This window comes from Brevibacterium sp. LE-L, assembly GCF_050214925.1.
Classification (GTDB): domain Bacteria; phylum Actinomycetota; class Actinomycetes; order Actinomycetales; family Brevibacteriaceae; genus Brevibacterium.
In genome coordinates this window covers 2,754,959-2,775,500 of sequence record NZ_CP189759.1, presented here as the reverse complement: position 1 = coordinate 2,775,500, position 20,542 = coordinate 2,754,959, and the positions used below count along the sequence as shown (strand labels likewise).

At 63.8% G+C, this 20,542-nt stretch carries 20 protein-coding genes; 13 read left to right on the top strand and 7 right to left on the bottom strand.

Going from position 1 to position 20,542, the window contains the following annotated elements; genetic code table 11:
- Positions 1-152: 152 nt before the first annotated feature.
- From ACQE2J_RS12530 to ACQE2J_RS12510, 5 genes are all read left to right on the top strand, one after another.
- The gene (locus tag ACQE2J_RS12530; protein ID WP_135807591.1) at positions 153-656 is read left to right on the top strand and encodes a DUF2087 domain-containing protein; all 504 of its coding nucleotides are present in this window, start codon (positions 153-155) and stop codon (positions 654-656) included.
- 59 nt (positions 657-715) lie between these two features.
- Positions 716-1,219, top strand: coding sequence for a phosphoribosyltransferase (locus ACQE2J_RS12525; protein ID WP_135807590.1), 504 nt, complete (start codon positions 716-718; stop codon positions 1,217-1,219).
- A gap of 9 nt (positions 1,220-1,228) precedes the next feature.
- Complete coding sequence (locus ACQE2J_RS12520; protein WP_426936409.1) at positions 1,229-2,536, top strand: carboxylesterase family protein; 1,308 nt, start codon at positions 1,229-1,231, stop codon at positions 2,534-2,536.
- Between the two features lie 76 nt (positions 2,537-2,612).
- Positions 2,613-3,722, top strand: coding sequence for a winged helix DNA-binding domain-containing protein (locus ACQE2J_RS12515; RefSeq protein WP_135807588.1), 1,110 nt, complete (start codon positions 2,613-2,615; stop codon positions 3,720-3,722).
- 20 nt (positions 3,723-3,742) lie between these two features.
- The gene (locus tag ACQE2J_RS12510; RefSeq protein WP_135807587.1) at positions 3,743-4,741 is read left to right on the top strand and encodes a diacylglycerol/lipid kinase family protein; all 999 of its coding nucleotides are present in this window, start codon (positions 3,743-3,745) and stop codon (positions 4,739-4,741) included.
- A gap of 25 nt (positions 4,742-4,766) precedes the next feature.
- Here the strand turns inward: ACQE2J_RS12510 and ACQE2J_RS12505 are convergent, their stop codons facing one another.
- The 3 genes from ACQE2J_RS12505 to pdxS all read right to left on the bottom strand — a co-directional run bounded on the left by ACQE2J_RS12505 (position 4,767) and on the right by pdxS (position 6,575).
- Positions 4,767-4,997, bottom strand: a complete 231-nt coding sequence (locus ACQE2J_RS12505) for a helicase HerA-like domain-containing protein (protein ID WP_346763131.1) — start codon at positions 4,995-4,997, stop codon at positions 4,767-4,769.
- Between the two features lie 118 nt (positions 4,998-5,115).
- Positions 5,116-5,697 (bottom strand): pyridoxal 5'-phosphate synthase glutaminase subunit PdxT, encoded by a 582-nt coding sequence (pdxT, locus tag ACQE2J_RS12500; RefSeq protein WP_346763128.1) that lies wholly within the window; start codon positions 5,695-5,697, stop codon positions 5,116-5,118.
- A complete protein-coding gene (gene pdxS, locus ACQE2J_RS12495; protein ID WP_135807584.1) occupies positions 5,694-6,575 on the bottom strand; it encodes a pyridoxal 5'-phosphate synthase lyase subunit PdxS in 882 nt (293 codons plus the stop codon). Before pdxS ends, pdxT begins: the two co-directional genes overlap by 4 nt.
- A 218-nt stretch (positions 6,576-6,793) precedes the next feature.
- Between pdxS and ACQE2J_RS12490 the strand changes: the two genes are divergently transcribed.
- On the top strand, positions 6,794-8,188 hold the full coding sequence (locus tag ACQE2J_RS12490; RefSeq protein WP_426936408.1) for a PLP-dependent aminotransferase family protein: 1,395 nt from the start codon (positions 6,794-6,796) through the stop codon (positions 8,186-8,188).
- The gene (locus ACQE2J_RS12485; protein ID WP_426936407.1) at positions 8,185-8,574 is read left to right on the top strand and encodes a hypothetical protein; all 390 of its coding nucleotides are present in this window, start codon (positions 8,185-8,187) and stop codon (positions 8,572-8,574) included. Before ACQE2J_RS12490 ends, ACQE2J_RS12485 begins: the two co-directional genes overlap by 4 nt.
- A gap of 450 nt (positions 8,575-9,024) precedes the next feature.
- Here the strand turns inward: ACQE2J_RS12485 and ACQE2J_RS12480 are convergent, their stop codons facing one another.
- From ACQE2J_RS12480 to ACQE2J_RS12470, 3 genes are all read right to left on the bottom strand, one after another.
- Positions 9,025-9,669 carry a 4'-phosphopantetheinyl transferase family protein gene (locus ACQE2J_RS12480; RefSeq protein ID WP_426936406.1) on the bottom strand — a complete coding sequence of 215 codons (645 nt, stop codon included), beginning with the start codon at positions 9,667-9,669 and terminating at the stop codon, positions 9,025-9,027.
- Between the two features lie 3 nt (positions 9,670-9,672).
- Entirely contained in the window at positions 9,673-10,164 is a 492-nt protein-coding gene (locus ACQE2J_RS12475) for a LapA family protein (protein ID WP_135807580.1), read from the bottom strand.
- Between the two features lie 120 nt (positions 10,165-10,284).
- Positions 10,285-12,513: an NADP-dependent isocitrate dehydrogenase gene (locus ACQE2J_RS12470; RefSeq protein ID WP_426936405.1), complete on the bottom strand. Its 2,229-nt coding sequence runs from the start codon at positions 12,511-12,513 to the stop codon at positions 10,285-10,287.
- A gap of 157 nt (positions 12,514-12,670) precedes the next feature.
- Here ACQE2J_RS12470 and ACQE2J_RS12465 point away from each other — a divergent pair, with 157 nt between their 5' ends.
- From ACQE2J_RS12465 to ACQE2J_RS12445, 5 genes are all read left to right on the top strand, one after another.
- Positions 12,671-13,312, top strand: coding sequence for a thymidine kinase (locus tag ACQE2J_RS12465; RefSeq protein WP_135807578.1), 642 nt, complete (start codon positions 12,671-12,673; stop codon positions 13,310-13,312).
- A 96-nt stretch (positions 13,313-13,408) separates the two neighbouring features.
- Positions 13,409-14,176, top strand: coding sequence for an alpha/beta fold hydrolase (locus ACQE2J_RS12460; protein ID WP_135807577.1), 768 nt, complete (start codon positions 13,409-13,411; stop codon positions 14,174-14,176).
- A 104-nt stretch (positions 14,177-14,280) separates the two neighbouring features.
- Complete coding sequence (locus tag ACQE2J_RS12455) at positions 14,281-15,906, top strand: SLC13 family permease (protein ID WP_135807576.1); 1,626 nt, start codon at positions 14,281-14,283, stop codon at positions 15,904-15,906.
- Between the two features lie 28 nt (positions 15,907-15,934).
- Complete coding sequence (locus ACQE2J_RS12450) at positions 15,935-17,005, top strand: NADH:flavin oxidoreductase/NADH oxidase (RefSeq protein ID WP_135807575.1); 1,071 nt, start codon at positions 15,935-15,937, stop codon at positions 17,003-17,005.
- Between the two features lie 119 nt (positions 17,006-17,124).
- Positions 17,125-17,778, top strand: a complete 654-nt coding sequence (locus ACQE2J_RS12445; RefSeq protein WP_135807574.1) for an MBL fold metallo-hydrolase — start codon at positions 17,125-17,127, stop codon at positions 17,776-17,778.
- Between the two features lie 51 nt (positions 17,779-17,829).
- Here the strand turns inward: ACQE2J_RS12445 and ACQE2J_RS12440 are convergent, their stop codons facing one another.
- The gene (locus tag ACQE2J_RS12440; RefSeq protein WP_240688448.1) at positions 17,830-18,414 is read right to left on the bottom strand and encodes a hypothetical protein; all 585 of its coding nucleotides are present in this window, start codon (positions 18,412-18,414) and stop codon (positions 17,830-17,832) included.
- Positions 18,415-18,673: 259 nt separating this feature from the next.
- Between ACQE2J_RS12440 and ACQE2J_RS12435 the strand changes: the two genes are divergently transcribed.
- Entirely contained in the window at positions 18,674-20,479 is a 1,806-nt protein-coding gene (locus ACQE2J_RS12435) for an ABC transporter family substrate-binding protein (RefSeq protein WP_135807573.1), read from the top strand.
- The last annotated feature ends 63 nt before the right edge of the window (positions 20,480-20,542 follow it).

Here is a 20,542-nt window from a genome sequence, read left to right as displayed (position 1 = left end):
TGGCTGGCGCATCCAACGCCCAGCCGAGGTCGTGATCCCAGCACACCGACCACATGGCGAAGGGGAGAGCATCCTCGGACGAAACCGGCACGGTGAATCCCTGACCAGGTTTCGTGCTGGGGGGAGACTTGGTCGCTTGAGGAAGAGACACCATGACCAAGGACAAGGATTTCAAGAGACTCGTTCGCACGCGGATGACCGAAACCGGTGAGAACTTCACTACTGCCCGCGCCGCACTGCTCGCCGAAAGCCAAGATGCGAACCGGAGTGCAGAGGCGCACCGCGGAGCCAGCGGCGAAATCCTCAGCGATTCCCCGATCGACCCGCAGATCGATCGGTTTCGGGCGAAGACACTGAGGACGTTCATGCCGAACGGTCGCATCACAGCCGTTCCGACGAAACGTCGCGCCCTCGTCGTCATCCTCATCGAGGTCCTCGTCTCCCTCGACCCAGACCGGGTCTACGACGAAAAGCAGCTCAACGGCATCCTCGGCGAGTTCCATCCGGACTTCGCCCTGCTGCGTCGCGAACTCATCGACTACCGACTGCTCGAACGCAATGCCCACACGGGTGAGTACTGGGTCAACCCGAAACCACCCATCCACAGCGGCTCACAGGCACAGGAGATGGCCGGACTCGAGGTATTTCTGAGCTGAACCGGCGACGGCGTATCCTTGAAGCTCGAACCACAACCGGGCAGACACGAGGAGCATCCATGGCCTACCACGCCGATTCGACCGATCTCGACGAAAAAGAGATTCTCAGCTGGGACATGTTCGGCCAATCGGCGCGTGAGATGGCGCAGACCATTGCGGATTCAGACTACGACCCCGAGATCGTCATCGCCGTGGCCCGGGGTGGGCTGCTGCCCGCCGGAGCACTGGCCTATGCCCTCGGGCTCAAGCTCTCCGATGCCATCAACGTCGAGTTCTACACCGACGTCCACGAAACCCTGCCCGATCCCATCCTGCTCGCCCCGATGCTCGACATCGAAGCGATCAAGGGCAAGAAGCTGCTCGTCGTCGATGACGTCGCCGACTCCGGTCGTACCCTGGCCCTCGTCCTCGAACTGCTGCGCAAACACGGTGCCGAAGCCCAGTCGGCCGTCATCTACGCGAAGTCCGCGTCGATCATCGACCCGGACTTCGTGTGGAAGCGCACCGATCAGTGGATCGTCTTCCCCTGGTCAGCCGAGCCGCCGGTCGAACCCAGCAAGTAAGCTGACCGTATGGAGGAGACACGGGACATCGCCGCCCCGTGCGGACGCGTCCGCGCCTATACCGCCGACGATGTGATCCGCGCACGGGGAATCCGCTATGCCCGCGCGGGGCGTTTCCTTCCTCCCGTCGACGAACCCCCGGTGGACTTCATCGACGGCGGCCAGCCCGGCCCGGCGAGCCCGCAGCTGCGCCGCGACCCGAACGCAGGGATGACCTTCGACCAGCTCGGAGGCCTTCCCATCAGCGAAGACTGTCTGCGCGTGAGCGTGACGATGCCCCGCGACATCGATCCCAGCGCCGAGGTGGGGCTGCCTGTCCTCGTCTGGATCCACGGCGGAGCCTATGTCGCCGGGGCCGGTGACGCGGAGATCTACGACGCGCACACCATCGCGGCAGAACAGCACATCATCGTCGTTTCCGTCACCTACCGCCTCGGCGTGCTCGGCTATTTGGGCACGGGCGCACCCGAGCATTCGAACCTCGGTGTGCTCGACCAGATCTCCGCTCTTCGGTGGGTGCAGACCAACATCGCCTCCTTCGGCGGCGACCCGCGCAATGTCACGATCGCCGGACAGAGCGCCGGTGCAGACGCCTGCGCCCACCTGATGATCGCCGAGGGTACGACGGGCCTCTTCCGGCGCGTGCTCATGGCATCTGCACCGCTGGGTCTGGCCGGTGGTACGGACACGATGAACTGGGCGATGGCCAAGGTCGCCCAGAGGATCGACCCTGACGCGAGCGTGAAGGAGATTCTCGAGGCCCAGGAGGAAGTGCACAGGGCGGCCCTCGTCGGCGGCCTGCACGCGGGAATGTGCTTCGGAGTCCACTACGGCCGGTACCCGCTGCCGTCCCGCGCCGAGGCGGCCAAGGCATGGGTCGACGTCGCGCCGACGTATGACGTGCTCATGACCCGCACCGAACGCGAGATGGCGTTCTTCGCCGGTTTCGTCCCCGCCCTGCGCCGGCTGCACAAGCGGTCCCTGACCTCACCGATGCTCGAATCCCTCATCTCTGGGATCACTTCGGCGGTCTACACCCGAGCCGGTCGAGAGTTCTACGACCGGCACCGCATGTCCGGCGGTCAGGGAGCGCGCCTGCTCATCGTCTCTCGCGGCGACGGCAGCTTCTTCGACGCCGCCCATGCCGGAGACCTGCCGCTGATCTTCCCCGGCGCGATCTGGCACAGATCCTTCCTCGACTACGGCGCGACCACCGATATCGCCGGTCCCGAACTGCGCCGGATCTGGGGCGACTTCGCGGCCTCGGGGTCGCTGCCGCGTATGCGCGTGCCCGGCCTCATCGACATCATGGGCTGAACGGTTCGACAGTGCGGTCCCGATTCTGTCGGTCTTTCACAATTGCCGTGTCACCGGCGTGCACTACCGTAAGACCATGGATGCACATCAGGTCTCGGCCGCCCGTCTGATCGCTCAGGGCCTCGTCGGACCTCCGCCCTCGTCACCGACAGGCACGGACCTCTCACCTGCAGGTGCCGTCGTCGAACATCTGGGCTGCGTCCAAGCGCAGGCCCTCAGCGGCGCTTTGGTCTCCATCGCCTTGCGTCTGGGTCCCGATGTCACTGCAGGGGTAGGCGCCGTCCGCGCCGCCATCGACGCCGGAGAGATCGTGCGGTCCTGGACTCAGCGCGGCACCATCCATCTGACCACAGCCAAGGACATCGGGTGGATCCTCGGCCTGACCGGTGCACGGACGATGAAGTCCACAGCCAACCGGCGCAAGCACTTCGGCATCACCGACGCGATGATCGACACCGCGGCCCGACTGGCCGCAACCGCCATCAGAGACCGTGGACCTCTGACCCGTGAAGAGCTGCTCGAAGCGTTTGCCCCCATCGAAGCCGGAGACGAATACGGACACGCTCGACACCTCATCACCTCCCTGGCACTGCAGAACATCATCGTTCAAGCCCCCATGATCGAGGGCAAGGACGATATGAAATACGTGCTCACCGACGATTGGGTGACGAGTCCCACCGCGTTGAACGCCGAGGCGGCGCTGCACGAATGGATGAGACGCTTCGTCACCAGTCACGGACCGGTGACGCTCGACGACGCCACCCGATGGACGGGACTGCCGAAGACCCACGTCAGAATGGCCATCCACGCTGGGATCGACGCCGGTGAGATCGTGAGTGCGGACATCGACGGCACTGACTGCGTGCACGCCCCGGACCTCGAAGATCGTCTGTCCGAATGGGAGACCGCGGCGCAGGAGACGATGCTGCTGCCGGGATTCGACGAGATCATCCTCGGTTACAAAGACCGCAGCGCTACGCTCGACCCTGCAAACGAAAAGCTCGTTGTTCCCGGAGGCAACGGAATGTTCAAGAACACGGTGGTGATGGGCACCCGTGCACGCGCCACATGGAAGCGATCACCCCGCAAAACCGGTCCACGTGTCCTCGTCGAAGCATTTCCTGGTGAGACGGTGGCCCTCGAGGCCGTCGAATCGGTGAGCGAAACCCACCCGGCCTTCGTCTGAGATCGCAGGCACGACCGACAATGGGCGAATCACAGAGGACACCGGCGGGCGGCGAGGTCGCCCCAGAAGGCCGGCCGACATCGTCGCAGCGGAGAATCGACGTCGGGATCATACTCAATCCCAGACATGCGGCGACTCTGCGAGCGTATGCCGATCTCGTTCAGGGCCTGCGTTCTGTTTCCGCGCACCACCGAAGCATGACGACCAGCGTCGAACGCTCTGGGCATTGGCAAGCCGAACAGCTCACCGATTGGGGCGCCGACATCGTCATCATCCTCGGCGGAGACGGCACCATCCGTGCGGCAGCCCCGGTGCTCGCAGAAGCGGGGATTCTTGTCTTCGTCATCCCGACGGGAACCGCGAATGTGCTCAGCCGTCATATCGGTCTCGGCTCGTCCCGGCAGGCAATCGACCATTGTGTGTCCACGGTGGCATCGATCATCCGCGGCGGGACCACGAACAGTGTGAGCGTCCCGGTCAATGCGGCGGACCTTCGGCAAGCAGACGGCAGTCGACTTCGCAGCGATTTCATCAGCCTCGCGGGAATCGGGGGAGACGCCCGTGCCGTCGCCCACCATCACGCCGCCCCTGGGCTGGCGGGTTACGCCTGGGGAGCCGTCCGAGCCCTCTTCGCCGCCAACTTCACAATGCGTCCTGGGAACGCTGCCCAGAGGCCGGTGTGGTCGGTGATGGCATCGAAGGCGGCCCGTCCTGCAGGACCCATCGCAGTGTTCCCCGAGGCACGAATCGAGGCAGAGACCTTCTCCGTGCTCACCGTCGGCCCACTTCCGCACCCGTTCATGGCCCGGTGCAGAGCGTGGGCGGGAATCGCCGCAGCATGCCTGCAGGGCGAACCGCAGACACACCCGCTCATGAGCTATCGCAGTACCGCGGAAACGACAGTCGCGCTCGAATCACCTGTGCCGGCGCAACTCGACGGCGACCACATCGGCGACTGTGTGGAACTGCGGGTCAGCGTCGGCGAGAAGAAGCTCTTGGTATCAGCGCCGACGGCGTGAGGTGCCGAAGATCCCGCGCGCGATCTCACGTGCCGCGGTCCGCGTGGGCAGCTCTTCGAGGCCATAGCCGGACTTCGGGAAGATCTGTACGGGCTCCGCCGATACCCGAGAGATCGCCTTTGACATCGGAGACGAAGACCGGCGCACCGTCCCGTGACGGCCGCTCGGCGAGCATCTGCAGGGGTGCGGTCTTGCCGGTTCCGGTGTCACCGGCGACGAGGTCGTGCCGGTTGAGCATGGACAGTCCGATGGAGATCGGGGTCTCCTTTCAGGGTTCCTCACCGTCGAGGGCGACTCCCAGATCGAGGGTCTCCCCGTCGAAGGTGTATCCGTCTTTGAGTGTCTGCAATGCCTGCGCTGTTATGCCTCAATCTTTATACAGCCGCACCGTGGCGGTGGAGGAATTCTGCATGGACTCGCCGGTCCGTCCCCAACTCGGGGTGGAAGCTGGCTCCCCACACCTGCCCCTGCCGAACGAGGACGGGCATACCGTCATGCCGGGCGAGCACCTCGGTGTCGGGCCCGAGATCGAGTATCTGCGGGGCCCGGATGAATGTGCCGTCGACCGGCTCGGTCAGTCCGTGGACGGTCAGCGGGGTGGTGAAGGACTCGCGCTGGCGACCATAGGCGTTGCGGGCCACGGTGATATCGAGCCCACCGAGGCGGTCGTAGCCGCCCAGCGAATCATCGCTGAGCCGATCCGCCAGGAGAATGAGCCCCGCGCAGGTGCCGAAGACCGGCAGACCACCGGTCATGCGTTCGCGCAGGGTCGCGAAGAGATCCGTGCCGGCTGCGATGCGCACCATCGCCGAGGACTCTCCGCCGGGCAGGATGAGCGCATCGATGGCGTCGAGGTGGTCGGACTTGGTGACCTTGAGGGGGTCGACCCCCAGGGAGCCGAGCATGAGCAGGTGCTCACGAAAAGCTCCCTGGAGGGCGAGGACGCCGACTCTCACCAGCCGCGTTCGGCCAGGCGGTGCGGTGCGGGAACATCGGCGACATTGATGCCGACCATCGCATCGCCGAGTGCGCGGGAAGCCTTGGCCACAGCCTGCGGATCGTCGAAGTGAGTGGTCGCTTCGACGATGGCCTTCGCACGGGCCTCGGGGTTGCCGGACTTGAAGATTCCGGAGCCGACGAAGACGCCGTCGGCACCGAGCTGCATCATCATCGCGGCATCCGCCGGGGTGGCGATGCCTCCGGCGACGAACGTCACGACGGGCAGCCGGCCGAGGCTGGCGACCTGTTTGACCAGGTGGTAAGGGGCAGCGATCTCCTTGGCCGCGACATAGAGCTCGTCTTCGCTCTTCGCACCCAGTGCACGGATCTCAGAGTTGATGGTGCGCAGGTGACGCATCGCCTCGGAGACGTCGCCGGTTCCTGCTTCACCCTTCGACCGGATCATCGATGCGCCTTCGGTGATCCGGCGCAGAGCCTCACCGAGGTTGGTCGCACCGCAGACGAACGGCACCTTAAAGACAGACTTGTCGATGTGGTTGACGTAGTCGGCGGGGGAGAGGACCTCTGATTCGTCGATGTAGTCGACGCCGAGGGTCTCAAGTATCTGTGCTTCGACGAAGTGCCCGATGCGGGCCTTGGCCATGACCGGCACGGACACGGCACTGATGATCGAGTCGATGAGATCGGGATCGCTCATTCTGGCGACTCCGCCTTGAGCGCGGATATCTGCGGGGACTCGTTCGAGGGCCATCACGGCTGAGGCTCCGGCCGCCTCGGCGATGCGTGCCTGCTCTTCGTTGACGACGTCCATGATGACGCCGCCCTTGAGCATCTGGGCAAGTCCGGTGTTGAGCAGGGTCTGTGTTTCGGTCATTGTGGTGCCAGTCCATTCACTGTCGCGGAGTCGATCCGGGCCGACACTGGGTGCAGCGCAGAGTGATCGCGGTCTGCTGCCAAGTATCGGAAGGATCATGCTTCTTCGGGGCGAACGGCCGTTCCCGACTAGCCTAAACTGCCGAGTGGCTCACTGTGAGAGCCAGAAAGAGTCAAGTATTTTAGGCCAGATGCGCATTGTCGCACTATGATCGTCTGATGGTTTCGACGTCACAGGGCCGCACGCAGACCGAGGGCATCGCGCTGCCGATGAGTGTCGACAAGGGTCTGCCGACTCCCTTGCCCGATCAGCTCACTCAGGAGCTGCGCCGTCTCATCTCGGACGGTACGCTGCGTCCCGGGGACGCGGTGCCCTCGAGTCGTCGGCTGGCCAAGCACCTCGGAATCTCCCGCGGCAGCGTGGAGACTGCCTATGCGCAGCTCGCCGTCGAGGGATTCCTCGTCGCCTTCGAACGCTCGGCGACGCGGATCAACCCTGACCTGCCCGCCGCACCGCGAACACTGCGTCCGCAGCGCCGGATTCCCGAATCACCGAGGCGGCTCTTACGCAACTATGTCGACCTGCGTCCGGGATTCGGCGGTGATGACCCACTGCGCGAACCGGCCTTTCGTCGCGCCTGGAGGGAATCGCTCGACCTCGACCCGGGGCCGATCGATCCCTTGGGCCAGCCCCGTGCCCGCTGGGCGATCGCCGACTATCTGCGACTGGCGCGCGGCATGGCAGTCGACCCCGATGAAATCATCCTCACCAGCGGGTCTCGCGACGGACTGAGGCTGCTGCTGAGCATCGGCACCGCCGGTTCCATCGCCGTGGAGAATCCGGGCTTCCCAGGCCTGCGGCAGGCAATGACCGACCAACATCTCGTGCCCTTGGACACTGCCTCCTCGTCGCCGGCTCCAGCCGATGTGGGGGCCGCCGTCGTGACTCCGAATCACCAGTTCCCACACGGGACACCGATGCCGGTCGACCAGCGTGCCCGGCTGTTGGACTGGGCGGCCAGGGGCGATGCCGTCGTCGTCGAAGACGACTACGACAGTGAGGCCCGTTTCACCCGGACTGTGCTCCCGACACTTCTCGATCTCGCATCATCGACCGGCAGTGCTGCCGAGGTCGTCCATATCGGCACTTTCTCCACTCTGCTGACCTCGGCAGTATCGACCGGATACGTCATCGCCCGCGGGGAGATCTCGGAGAAGCTCATAAGCGCGCGCACGGCACTGGGGCCCGCTTTCTCACCGATTCTGCAGATGGCCATCGCCACCTACCTCGGCTCCGGCGGGCTGCGTCGTCGCATCTCCCGCGGCCGACGTCGACTGCGGGCGGCCGAGGAGGTCGTAGGGGAGCTCGGTCCGATCCCCGGTCTGGTCCATGACGGACGTACCCTCGTCATCGAAACGACTCAGGAGCAGGCCGAGAGTCTGCTGCGACAGTTGGCCGACCGCGGCATTCTCGTCGCTTCATTGGCCCGCGGCTGGACCGGCGGTGATGAGGTCAGGCATGGTCTGGTCATCGCACATTCGAACGTCGAGGCCTCAGTGCTGCAGGAGGCCTTGGGAGAAGTGAAGACCCTGTTGAGTAGAATCCAGTCATGAGGAATTCGGGATTCGCAGTCGACGGGATCATCAAGCTGCTGCTGGCCGTTGCCGGCTTCATCTTCGTCCGCGGACTCGAGGACTTCTTCCTCGCCCCGCGCTGGCTGGTCATCACCGCTCTGGTGCTGTTCTTCCTCAGCGCCGCCACTCAGATCTCCTATGCCGTGAGCAAGGGAGAGAAGCGTTATCTGAAGTTCCCGATGGTCTTCGACGCGCTCCTCATCGTCGCCGTCGTCATCGGCCTCGTCCTCGCTGCTGCGAGCAATCCCGCCGGTGGTTGGATACTCTTCGTTCTGATGGGTGTGGGTTCGCTGGGCATCGCTGTGGTCTTCACCACCGGCGAGAACGGTCCCTCTTTCAGCGAAGAGGACTCACAGAGCCCCTGACCCCCGCCACCTGCTCACTGTCGACCAACCGCCTGCGCACGTCCGCCGTCGATCAAGCGCCGCCACACATTCTCACTGCCGATCAAGCGTCGCCGCGGATTTGTGGTCGTCTACGGGCATATTTCCGCGGCAATGCTTGATCGGCGGGTAGTTTGTGGGGTGAACGTGCGCGGCGGGCGGTCAGACGCGGCAGTGCTTGATCGGCGTGAACGGTCCGGTCTCGGCGAACGGCCGTCCCAGAGCACCTGTTCGGCGCCGCATGATTCCTGCCGATCAAGCGCTGGCGCGGATTTGTGGTCGTCTACGGGCATATTTCCGCGGCGAGGCTTGATCGGCGGGTAGTTTGTGGTGTGAACGTGTGCGGCGGGCGGTCAGACGCGGCAATGCTTGATCGGCGTGACTCTGCGAAGAGACAGTCAGCGCGGGGAGAAAGCCAGCGCGGAGAGACAGTCAGCGATTGAACGCGATCGCAGCGATATGACCGTCCGGAATGCCAGCCTCGAGGTCGTGGATGTCGACGTCCGGATGCGGTGAGTTCGGGTGCGGCCCGGCGCCGATGTAGTCGAGACCGGGATCGCGAGCCAGGCCCGTGCTCAGCGCTTTGAGGAAGGCCTCGGTGCGCGCCCACACGCGGACGAATCCAGCGGCGAAGTCCTCGTCGGACAAGGCCTCGAGCTCGGCCCGCTCATCTTTGTGGAGCAGATGCACAGCCTCGAGGGCGACATCTCGTTCGGGGACCGCTTCGATGTCGAGCCCGACCGGGTCGTCGGCGACGGCGACGAGAACGAGGCGTCGAGACCGAGACACCGAGAACTCACATTCATCGTGGCGTGGTTTGCCCGCCGAATCGAGGCGGATCTCGATCGCAGCGGGATCCCGGTCCAGATGTGCTGCGAGCACATGGCGGAGGACGACACGACCGGCTGACCAGGTCACGGCCGCCTCGGCGTCGAATTCCTGTGCATAGTTGCGTTCCTGCTCGGTGAGCACGGAATCGTCGTCGCGTGCCCACGCCGCCTCAGCCGAAGTATCGGCGAGGATGAGAGTCACGGGCAGCTCGGTGGACAGTTCGGTGAAGTTGGGGTGGTGCGCCATCGGTCAGCGGCCCAGAGCCTTGTTGATCTTCTTCAGCTTGCGGCCGAGGATGTAGATCCGCACCGACCCGATGATCCCGGCGATGAGGATGCCGCCGATGGCTGCGAAGAGCATAGCCACGCCCAGAGGCAGTTCGAACTGCCAGCCGAAGTACTTGAACTCGGCGGGGACATTGTTCTGCAGAATGAAGATGAGCAGGAGGACGACGATGACGGCGCCGAGGATGAGCGAGACCCACATGCCCGCCGACATTCCGGACCCGGCCTTCGTCGACGGCAGCTCACCGGTGTGTCCGGCCGGAGGCTGTGACTGTTCGTCGGTATGTCCGGCCGGAGGCTGAGTCTGTTCAGCTGATTCGTGTGGGGAGATCTCCCGAGTCTTGTCTGCAGCGGCGGCCTCGCCCGTCGCGGGAGTATCGCTGCCGAGGACTGCATCGGTTTCGGCCAGGAGCTCTTCGGGCGTCTGCGAATCGCCACGCGGGTCTTGAGTACTCATGCGCCCCATCATAACTGCTGATGGGGCGCACCAGGGTGGATTGCAGAACCAGGGTGGTTTGCAGAAAGAGTCCCGGCAGGGGCTGCCGGGACTCTTCCTCAGTTGGTGTCGAGCAGTGGGTCAGACGGTCTTGCTCAGGGAGGAGATGATCTCGTTGAGCGTTGCCGACGGACGCATCGCCGCGTTCACCAGATCATCGTTGGGGTAGTAGTAGCCGCCCAGGTCGACCGGGCTGCCCTGCACCTCGAGGAGTTCGGCCGCGATGGTCTCTTCCTTTTCGGCCAGAGCCTTCGCCACCGGTGCGATGGCCTCGGCCAGCGCTTCGTCGGAGGTCTGCTCGGCCAGGTTCTCCGCCCAGTAGAGGGTGAGGTAGAAGTGGCTTCCGCGGTTGTCGATCTCGCCGACCTTGCGTGACGGGGACTTGTTCTCTTCGAGGAACTTGCCCGTGGCGGCATCGAGGGTGTCGGCGAGGACGCCGGCACGTTCATTGCCGTGAACATTGAACTCGTGGCGGAACGATTCGGCCAGGGCGAGGAACTCACCGAGGGAGTCCCAGCGCAGGTGGTTCTCCTCCACGAGCTGCTGGACGTGCTTGGGAGCCGAACCGCCGGCACCGGTCTCGAAGAGTCCGCCGCCGGCGATGAGCGGAACCACGGAGAGCATCTTCGCGGAGGTGCCGAGCTCGAGGATCGGGAACAGGTCCGTGTTGTAGTCGCGCAGCACGTTGCCGGTCACCGAGATGGTGTCCTTGCCCTCGCGGATGCGGTCGATGGAGAACTGGGTCGCCTCCGCCGGGTTCATGATCCGGATATCGAGTCCCTCGGTGTCGTGGTCGCGGAGATATTCCTCGACTTTCGACCGGATGTTGTTGTCATGCGCACGGGTCTCGTCGAGCCAGAACACGGCCGGGGTGTCCGAGAGACGGGCACGGGTGACAGCGAGCTTGACCCAGTCGCGGACCGGGATGTCCTTGGTCTGGCAGGCGCGCCAGATGTCACCGGCGGCGACCTCGTGGCTCATGAGCACCTCACCGGCGGAGTTGACGACCTCGACGACTCCGGGCGCGGCGATTTCGAACGTCTTGTCGTGACTGCCGTACTCTTCGGCCTTCTGCGCCATGAGACCGACGTTGGGCACGGTGCCCATGGTCTGCGGGTCGAAGGCGCCCTTGGCCTTGCAGTCCTCGATGACGGTCTGGTAGACGCCGGCGTAGGAGGAGTCGGGGATGACGGCCAGGGTGTCCTGGGTCTGATCGTCCTTGTTCCACATCTTGCCGCCGACGCGGATCATCGCGGGCATCGAGGCATCGACGATGACGTCGGAGGGGACGTGGAGGTTCGTGATCCCCTTGTGCGAGTTGACCATGGCCAGGTCAGGTCCGTCGGCCAGGCCCTTCTCGATTCCGGCCTTGATGCCGGCTGCAGCGTCGGCAGGCAGGGTGTCGAGGCCGGCGAGGATCGCGGCCAGTCCGTTGTCGGAGGTCAGCCCCGCCTCGGCGAGGACGTCTCCGTATTCGGCGAACACCTCGGGGAAGAAGGCTTCGATGACCTTGCCGAAGAGGATCGGGTCGGACACCTTCATCATCGTGGCCTTGAGGTGGACGGAGAACAGGACTCCGTCGGCCTTGGCGTGCTCGATCTGCTCCTTGACGAACTCGTCGAGAGCGGCGACATCCATCTTCGTGGCATCGATGATCTCACCGGCGAGGACGGGCAGGGACTCCTTGAGGACCTGCGTCTCACCGGATTCGGTGCGCAGGCGGATCGTCAGCGTGTCATCGGCATCGATGATCACGGACTTCTCGTTGTCGCGGAAGTCCTGCGAGTCCATGGTGGCCACGCGGGTCTTCGATTCCTTGGACCATTCGCCCATCGAGTGCGGGTGGGCCTTGGCGAAGTTCTTCACGGCCTCGGGCGCGCGGCGGTCGGAGTTGCCTTCGCGCAGCACCGGGTTGACGGCCGAGCCCTTGACCCTGTCGTAGCGTGCCCGAATGTCCTTCTCTTCATCGGTCGAAGGCTCTTCCGGGTAGTCGGGCAGCTCGTAGCCCTGTCCCTGCAGCTCGGCGATGGTGGCTTTGAGCTGCGGCACGGAAGCCGAGATGTTCGGCAGCTTGATGATGTTGGCATCGGGCGTCTGGGCCAGAGCGCCCAGTTCGGCCAGGGCGTCGCCGACCTGCTGATCTTCGGGCAGGCGGTCACTGAACTGGGCCAGCACGCGCGCGGCAAGGGAGATATCTCGCGTCTCGACCTCGACGCCGGCCGATGTGGCGAAGGCTTCGATGATGGGTTTGAGCGAATACGTCGCCAGAAGCGGCGCTTCATCCGTGCGCGTGTAAATGATTTTAGCCATAGTTGTGGACCACTCCGCATCTTCTTGGGGTTTGTCGCCCTCCATCCTACCTTCTGGGCCATTTCAGCAGTCGGGTCAGGCCGATGATGGTGCTCACATCTGACGTCGGCACCCGGTAGTCTTCTGTGTCGGCACGGACAACAGAAAGAGGACGACAGTGGCCAAACTCTACTTCCGGTACGGAGCGATGAATTCGGGCAAGTCGACCGCTCTGCTGCAGGCGGCCTTCAACTATGAGGAGCGCGGTCAGCGGGTCCTGCTGGCCAAACCGCTCATCGACACCAAGGGAGCATCGCAGATCGTGTCCCGGCTGGGAGTCACTCGAGAGGTCGACTTCGTCATCCCCGCCGACGGCGACGTTGAGACGATCTATGCCGAACATGCGGACTACGTCGACCACGATGCCCTCATCGAGTCCATCGACGCTCCGAAGGTCCCGGTCTCGTGCCTGCTCATCGACGAGGCGCAGTTCCTCACCCCTGTCCAAGTGGATTCGCTGATGCGCATCGCTACGAATGCCTCGGTGCCGGTGATGTGCTACGGAATCCGCACGGACTTCCAGACGAAGGCGTTCCCCGGATCGGCCCGGCTGCTCGAGATCGCCCATACCCTCGAGGAGCTCAAGACGATCTGTCGCTGCGGTCGCAAGGCCATGTTCAACGGCCGGCTCGTGGACGGACGGTTCATCTTCGACGGCGATCAGGTCGCCATCGACGGCAACACTGTGACCTATGAATCACTGTGCCCGAGCTGTTATCTCGAGTACTCCGACGGTAGGCTTTCAACGACAGACTCCTGACCGATCCCGACACAGCTTCCCCGTCGCATCCAGCTCGTCGACTTCCGTCACATCCAGTCGAATTTCCGACGCACCTCAAGTTCTCAAGGAGCCTCCATGCGCATCGCCGTCCGTGCCTTCAACGACAATCCCGGTTCTCCCGTCCTCGTCTTCGGCAACGCTCTGGGCACACGGATGCCCTTGTGGACGCCCGTAGCCGCACGCTTGGCCGACGACTATCAGATCTACCTCACCGACCTTCCGGGGCACACCGTGGCCAACGGTGGATCGGCCGCCCCGCTGACAGTCGAAGCGCTGGCTTCCGGTGTCGTCGAGTCCCTCGCCGAGGTCGGGGTCGAGTCCTTCGCCTACTGCGGAGTCTCGATCTCCGGCGCTGTCGGTCTGACTCTGGCACTGAACCATCCCGACGTCCTGACAGGACTCATCGCCTGCGCGACTGCCGAGAAGTTCGGCACCCCGGAGTCATGGGACGAACGCATCGGCCAAGTCCGCGCCGACGGAACCCGGAGCATCGTCGATGACACCGCCGACCGGTGGTTCGCCGCCGGATTCCTCGGCGAGGACATCGCCACCGGTCACCTCATCCTCTCCGACCTCGCGCTGGTCGATGATGAGGTCTACAGCGCGGCCGCCTCGGCGCTGAAGACCTACGATCTGAGCGGAAAGCTCGGTTCGATCAGCACCCCGACGCTGGTCGTGGCCGGGGCCCAGGACCCCGGCTGCACCCCGGAGGCGATGTCAGAGATGGCCCAGCAGATCGAGGGCGCGCACTTCGTCACGATCCCGGACTCGGCGCACCTGTCGATGGTCGAACACCCCGAGATCGTCGCCGACCATATCCAGGAGTTCTGCGGCCAGCTGTAGGAACGCTTGCGCCCACGGGTCAAGGGCTCCTCTGTCGATGGTGAGACCACTTCTGGAGTAGGCTGTGCCAAAGCACAGGCAAACCTGCTCGATGAGGAGTGAGAATGTCCCCGCGCCCGAGTTCCCCTGATTTCACATCCACCGAGGTCGACCTGCGCTCTCCCGGGGAACGAGAACCCGGAATCAGCCGCACCACCCTGCGAATCAGGTGGACCGGGTTCCTGCTCGGCCTCATCTTCTCCACTCTGATCTATGCGATCATGCCTGCCGATATCGGGCATGGTGCCAAACTGACCGCGGCGGTCGCGGTGCTCATGGCGGCCTGGTGGATGACGGAAGCGCTGCCGATCGCAGCGACCTCCCTCGTTCCGCTCGTGGCGTTCCCCGTGTTCGGCACGGACGTCGAGATGGAGACCGTCGGCGCCTCGTACGGGAATCCGATCATCTTCCTCTTCCTCGGCGGCTTCCTCATCGCCCTGGCGATGCAGCGGTGGAATCTGCACCGTCGCATCGCACTCGTGACGCTGAGCATCATGGGTGACCGGCCAGGACCGATGATCGCTGGCTTCATGATCGCCACCGGGTTCATCTCGATGTGGGTGTCGAATACGGCGACCGCAGTGATGATGTTGCCGATCGGCATGTCGGTGCTCATGATCGTGTCGAAGGTTGTGGGCACCGCCTTCAACAAAACGGCGGATCCTGACGGAGACGGGACAGAAGACGCCGTCGGCGCTGCCGACAGACCGAGCGACGGCGGCGATGACACCGGCATCGGCGCGGTCGTGAAGTCGAACTTCGGCACCGCGCTCATGCTCGGCATCGCCTACTCCGCGTCGATCGGGTCGCTGGGCACCATCATCGGCACTCCTCCCAATCTCTTCCTCGTCGGCTATCTCAAAGACAACTACGACATCTCCATCGGCTTCGGCCAGTGGATGATCGTCGGTGTGCCCCTGTCGGTGGTGATGATGGCCATCGCCTGGTTCCTCTTGGTCAAGGTACTGTTCAGACCGGAGATCGACAGGATTCCCGGAGGGCGTGAGCTCATCCGCGATGAACTTGCCAAACTCGGCCCCATGTCCACAGGTGAGAAGCTCGTGCTCGCGATGTTCGTCCTTGCCGCCGTCAGTTGGATCTCGCTGCCGCTGATCTTTGACGAGCCGCCGATCAGCGACGAAGGCATCGCCATGGTCGTGGGGCTCCTGCTCTTCCTCATCCCCGGCGGAGCAAACCGGGGAGTTCGGCTCCTCGACTGGGCGACGGCGGAGAAGCTGCCCTGGGGAGTCCTCCTGCTCTTCGGCGGCGGGCTCGCTCTCTCCGCACAGTTCTCGGATTCGGGCCTGACCGAATGGATCGGCAAGACCACCAGTGGTCTCGGGGTTCTTCCGACAATGCTCGTCGTTGCGATCTTCGCGGCAATCATCCTCTTCCTCACAGAATTGACCTCGAATACCGCAACCGCGGCGACGTTCGTTCCGGTCGTCGGCGGAGTGGCCATGGGCCTCAGCCTCGACCCGCTGCTGCTGACGATTCCCGTTGCCCTGGCCGCGACGTGCGCGTTCATGCTGCCGGTCGCGACCCCACCCAACGCGGTGGCGTTCGGCTCGGGATATGTCACCGTGGCGCAGATGGTCAAGGGCGGGCTGTGGCTCAATGTCATCGGCATCGTGCTCATCACCGCCACGGTGTATCTGCTCGCCGTTCCGGTATTCGGGATCGCTGTCTGAGGACGAGCGGAACTGGCAGACTGATGGCATGACTGAGCTGTTCGAACCGCTGACTCTGCGGGGGACCGAGATTCCCAACCGCATCTGGCTGGCCCCGATGTGCCAGTACTCCTGCGAAGCCGAAGACGGAATGCCCGGCCCGTGGCACCTCGTCCACCTCGGTGCCCGAGCGCAGGGCGGATTCGGACTCATCCTCACAGAGGCCTCGGCCGTCGTCCCCGAAGGGCGCATCTCACCGCAGGACGCCGGGATCTGGAACGACGATCAGGCCGACTCCTGGTCGGCGGTCGTCGACTTCGTCCACTCCCAGGGCAGCGTCATCGGCATCCAGCTCGCTCACGCCGGCCGCAAGGCGAGCACCTATCGTCCCTTCACCGGTGAACCGAAGGGCAGCGTGCCCGAGTCCGAGGGCGGGTGGCCGACGTTCGGCGCCAGCCCCATCGCCTATCCGAAGCTCGCCGAGCCTGCGGAGATGACCAAGGACGATATCGCCGAGGTGGTCGCCGCCTTCGCCGCTGCGGCCCGTCGTTCGATCGACGCCGGTTTCGATCTCGTCGAGCTCCACTCCGCTCACGGCTACCTGCTCCATTCGTTCCTGTCCCCGCTGTCGAATCAGCGCAGCGACGAATACGGCGGCGACCTCGCCGGACGGTCTCGACTGCTGCACGAGGTCTATGCCGCGGTGCGCGCCGAAGTCGGAGACGATGTGCCGGTGTTCGTGCGCATCTCGGCGAGCGAATGGACCGACGGCGGTTTCGACGTCGCCGAGGCCGCCGAGGTCAGCCGTACTCTGTCTGAAGCCGGAGTCGACCTCATCGACGTCTCCTCGGGCGGCAACTATCCGGTGCGGATCCCCATCGGTCCCGGTTACCAGGTGTCCCTGGCCGCAGCGATTCGGGCAGAAGGCGTCCCGACCGGAGCCGTGGGACTCATCACCGACCCGAAGCAGGCCGAGACCATCCTCAGCACGGGTCAGGCCGATGCGATCTTCATGGCCAGAGCCGCTCTGCGCGAACCCTCATGGCCACAGCGCGCCGCCCACGTGCTCGGCGTCGAACCCGGACCCTACCCTCCGCAGTACACGCGCGGATCCTGGTGATCCATCCGTGATCGCTGCGGACGCTCCGCAGCGATCGGGGCACCCGACCAGCCATCACCGAACCATTCGCCCAGACAGAAGACATCGAGCCGAGACAGAACAGATTGAGGAGTACGGAAATGAACACGATCGAAACCGAGCACGTCGTCATCCGATCTATTGCGGTCTCCGAGATGGCGAACAACGTCTACCTGCTCACAGGCAGGGAGACCGGTTCCCAGGTGCTCATCGATGCCGCTGATGATGCCGATGGGATCGCCGATCTCATCAGCTCCGGCGCCCAGGACACCGAAGCCGAGCCGACTCTGCGGGCGATCATCACCACGCACCAGCATTGGGATCATATCCGGGCTCTGCAGGCCACCTCGGCGAACTATCCGGAGGCGATGACCATCGCCGGTGCCGCGGACGCGGCCGCCATCACCGAGGCGGAAGGCGTAGAGATCGCGCACTCCGTCGATCACCTCGACGTCGGGGACTTCGGCGGATTCGTCCTCCAGGCCATCGGACTGCGCGGACACACTCCCGGCTCGACAGCGCTGCTCCTTCGTGACGGGGGAAAGACGATCCTGTTCTCCGGCGATTCGCTGTTCCCAGGCGGACCGGGCAAGACCTGGTCGGCCGAGGACTTCACATCTCTGATGGACGACCTCGAAGATCGGATCTTCGGTGAGCTTCCGGATGAGACGCTCGTTCTGCCCGGGCATGGAGACTCGACGACTCTGGGTGACGAGCGCCCGAAACTGGGGGAGTGGCGCGAACGCGGGTGGTGACCGCGGTCCTGCGCAGGCTTCAGACGATGGTGAGAGCCTTCAGAGAGTTCCTCAGCTCGGCAGTGCGGCGAAGCCGATGAGCGCCCACGCGATGGCGAGGAGTCCCACGGCGACGATGCCGATGTTCCATCTCGTCTCGACCCTGCGCTGCCCGCCTGGGTTGGCCAGCTCTTCGTCGCTGAGAGCCGAATAGCGTTCGAGCACGGTGTCGACGGCCGGGTTGGGATCCTCGACCAGCCGGCGGATACCGTGCTCGTCCTTCTCCCACTTCTTGCCCTTGCCGGCCAGCGGCCATGAGGCGAACTTCTTCGCATGAGTGCGCACGCTGAGACCGAAGTGGGTCTCAAAGCCGTCGACGAGGTTCCATGGGATCGTCACGGTCTGCAGGGGATTGACCAAGACGATCTGCCGGCGGTGCAGCTCGACACGGGGATACCGGTAGAAGACGAAGACCAAGGTGCCGACGGCCAGCGGGATGCCAGCGGCGGCGAGTCCGCGCAGTGTGAAATCGCCGAAGACGATGGAGATCACACCCAAGGCGCAGAGCCCGCCGACGATGAAGAACAGAGCCGTCGAGCTCGTCGTCCGCACGACGGTCGGCTCGGTGTCATTGCGATCTATCTCACTGTCAGCCACCTGTTCATCCTATCCACTGAGACTGAGCAAAAGTTGTCTGTTCTCTTAGTCTCGAAACGGTAACGATTGCGAAATTTGCTCATTATGTGGACTCGGTCACAGTCCTCAGTGAATTAGCTTTGATGCAATCCATGTGAAAAACATGAACGCGGTCACATGTGCTTCGGCCTCTGCCGACGCTGCGGATGTGACCGGAATGCACTCCGGTTTTGGGGTGCACGTACGAGGGTGACTCGCCCTAGAACAACAAGGAGAGAACGTGAACAAGCGCTTCCTCGCGGCCGGCGCCTCTGTGGCTGCCGCTGCAATGGTGCTCACCGCCTGCACACCCCCTGGCGGAGGCGATGATGAAGAGTCGTCGAACAACTCAACACTCAATATCGGGTGGAATGAGTCCTTCCGATCGATGAATACCCAGACCGCAAACGGAAATGCGGCCTCGAATGCCCTCCTCACCTACCTGATGAACGACAACTTCGGGTACTACGACGACAACCTCGAAGTTCAGGACGGCAACCTCGGTACGGTGGAGCAGGTCTCAGAAGATCCGCTGAAGGTCAAGTACACATTCAACGACGATGCAAAGTGGTCCGACGGCACACCCGTCGACGCCGCTGACTTGGCGCTGACCTGGGCCGGCAGGTCGACGAACTTCAACACCGTCGAGTCGAACAACGACGACGACGGAGCGGTGAAGGAGAACGACGCGAAGACTGTCTACTTCGATTCCTCGACTGTCGGGGCATCGCTGATCAAGGACTTCCCGGAGATCTCCGATGACGGCAAGGAGCTCACCTTCGAATACACCAAACCCTATGCCGATTGGGCCGACGAGTTCGGCATCGGTCCCGATGGCGTGGGAGTGCCTTCGCATATCGTCGCGAAGAAGGCTCTCGGCGTCGATGATCCGGAAGAGGGCAAGCAGGCCATCCTCGATGCGATCAAGGACGAGGACACCGAGAAGCTCTCGAAGATCTCGAACACCTGGAACACCGGCTTCGATTTCACATCGATGCCGAAAGACGAGGATCTCCTCGTCCACAACGGACCGTACAAAATCACGAAGTTCGAAGAAGGCCAGTACCTCACGCTCGAACTCGACGACAACTACACGGGCCCGAACAAACCGAAGGTCAACACCGTGACCGTGCGTTACAACGGTGATCCGATGGCCATGGTCCAGGCGGTGGAGAACGGCGAAGTCGACTTCACCCAGCCGCAGGCGACGGCTGACGTGCTCTCGGCTGCCGAGGACCTCGACGGCGTCACCGTCGAAGCCGGCGACGGCGCGACCTATGAGCATGTCGACTTCACCTTCGACAACAAGGGGCCCTTCGACCCCGAAGCCAACGGCGGAGACGAGGAGAAGGCGAAGAAGGTGCGGCAGGCGTTCCTGCACACCGTCCCGCGTCAGGACATCGTCGACAAGATCATCAAGCCGCTCAACGATGAAGCTGTCACTCGTGACTCCTTCAACCAGGTGCCCGGATCCCCGCTGTACGACGGTATCGTCGCAGGCAATGGCATCGACGCCTACGAAGAGGTCGATGTCGACGCTGCGAAGAAGCTCCTCAAGGAGGCGGGCGTCGAGTCACCTAAGGTCCGTGTCATGTACGACAACACGAACTCCCGGCGCCAGCAGGAGTTCCAGCTGGTCAAGGAATCGGCGGAGAAGGCCGGATTCGAGATCGAAGACGTCGGTGATGTCAACTGGGGAACTCGCCTCGGTGATGGGACATATGATGTGTCGATCTTCGGATGGCAGTCCGAAGGCACCGGAATCACCGAAGCCGATGCGAACTTCCGCACCGGTGCTCAGAACAACTATGGGGGCTATTCGAGCGACGAGACGAACGACATCCTCGACAAGATCCTCGTGGCACCCGAAGAGGACCATGAGAAGCTGTCGACGGAACTCGAGAAGCAGCTCACAGACGATGCCTTCGGCGCACCGCTGTTCCAGCACCCCGAGCTGCTCATCTACAGCGACAAGCTGAAGAATGCGTCGTCGACGACCGTTTCACCGACTCTGATGTGGAACTACTGGGAGTGGGAGACGAACTGACCCTGGTCGGTTCCTCTCCACACACCATCCGTTGTGGGGATCACTGTGTGGTCCCCATAACGG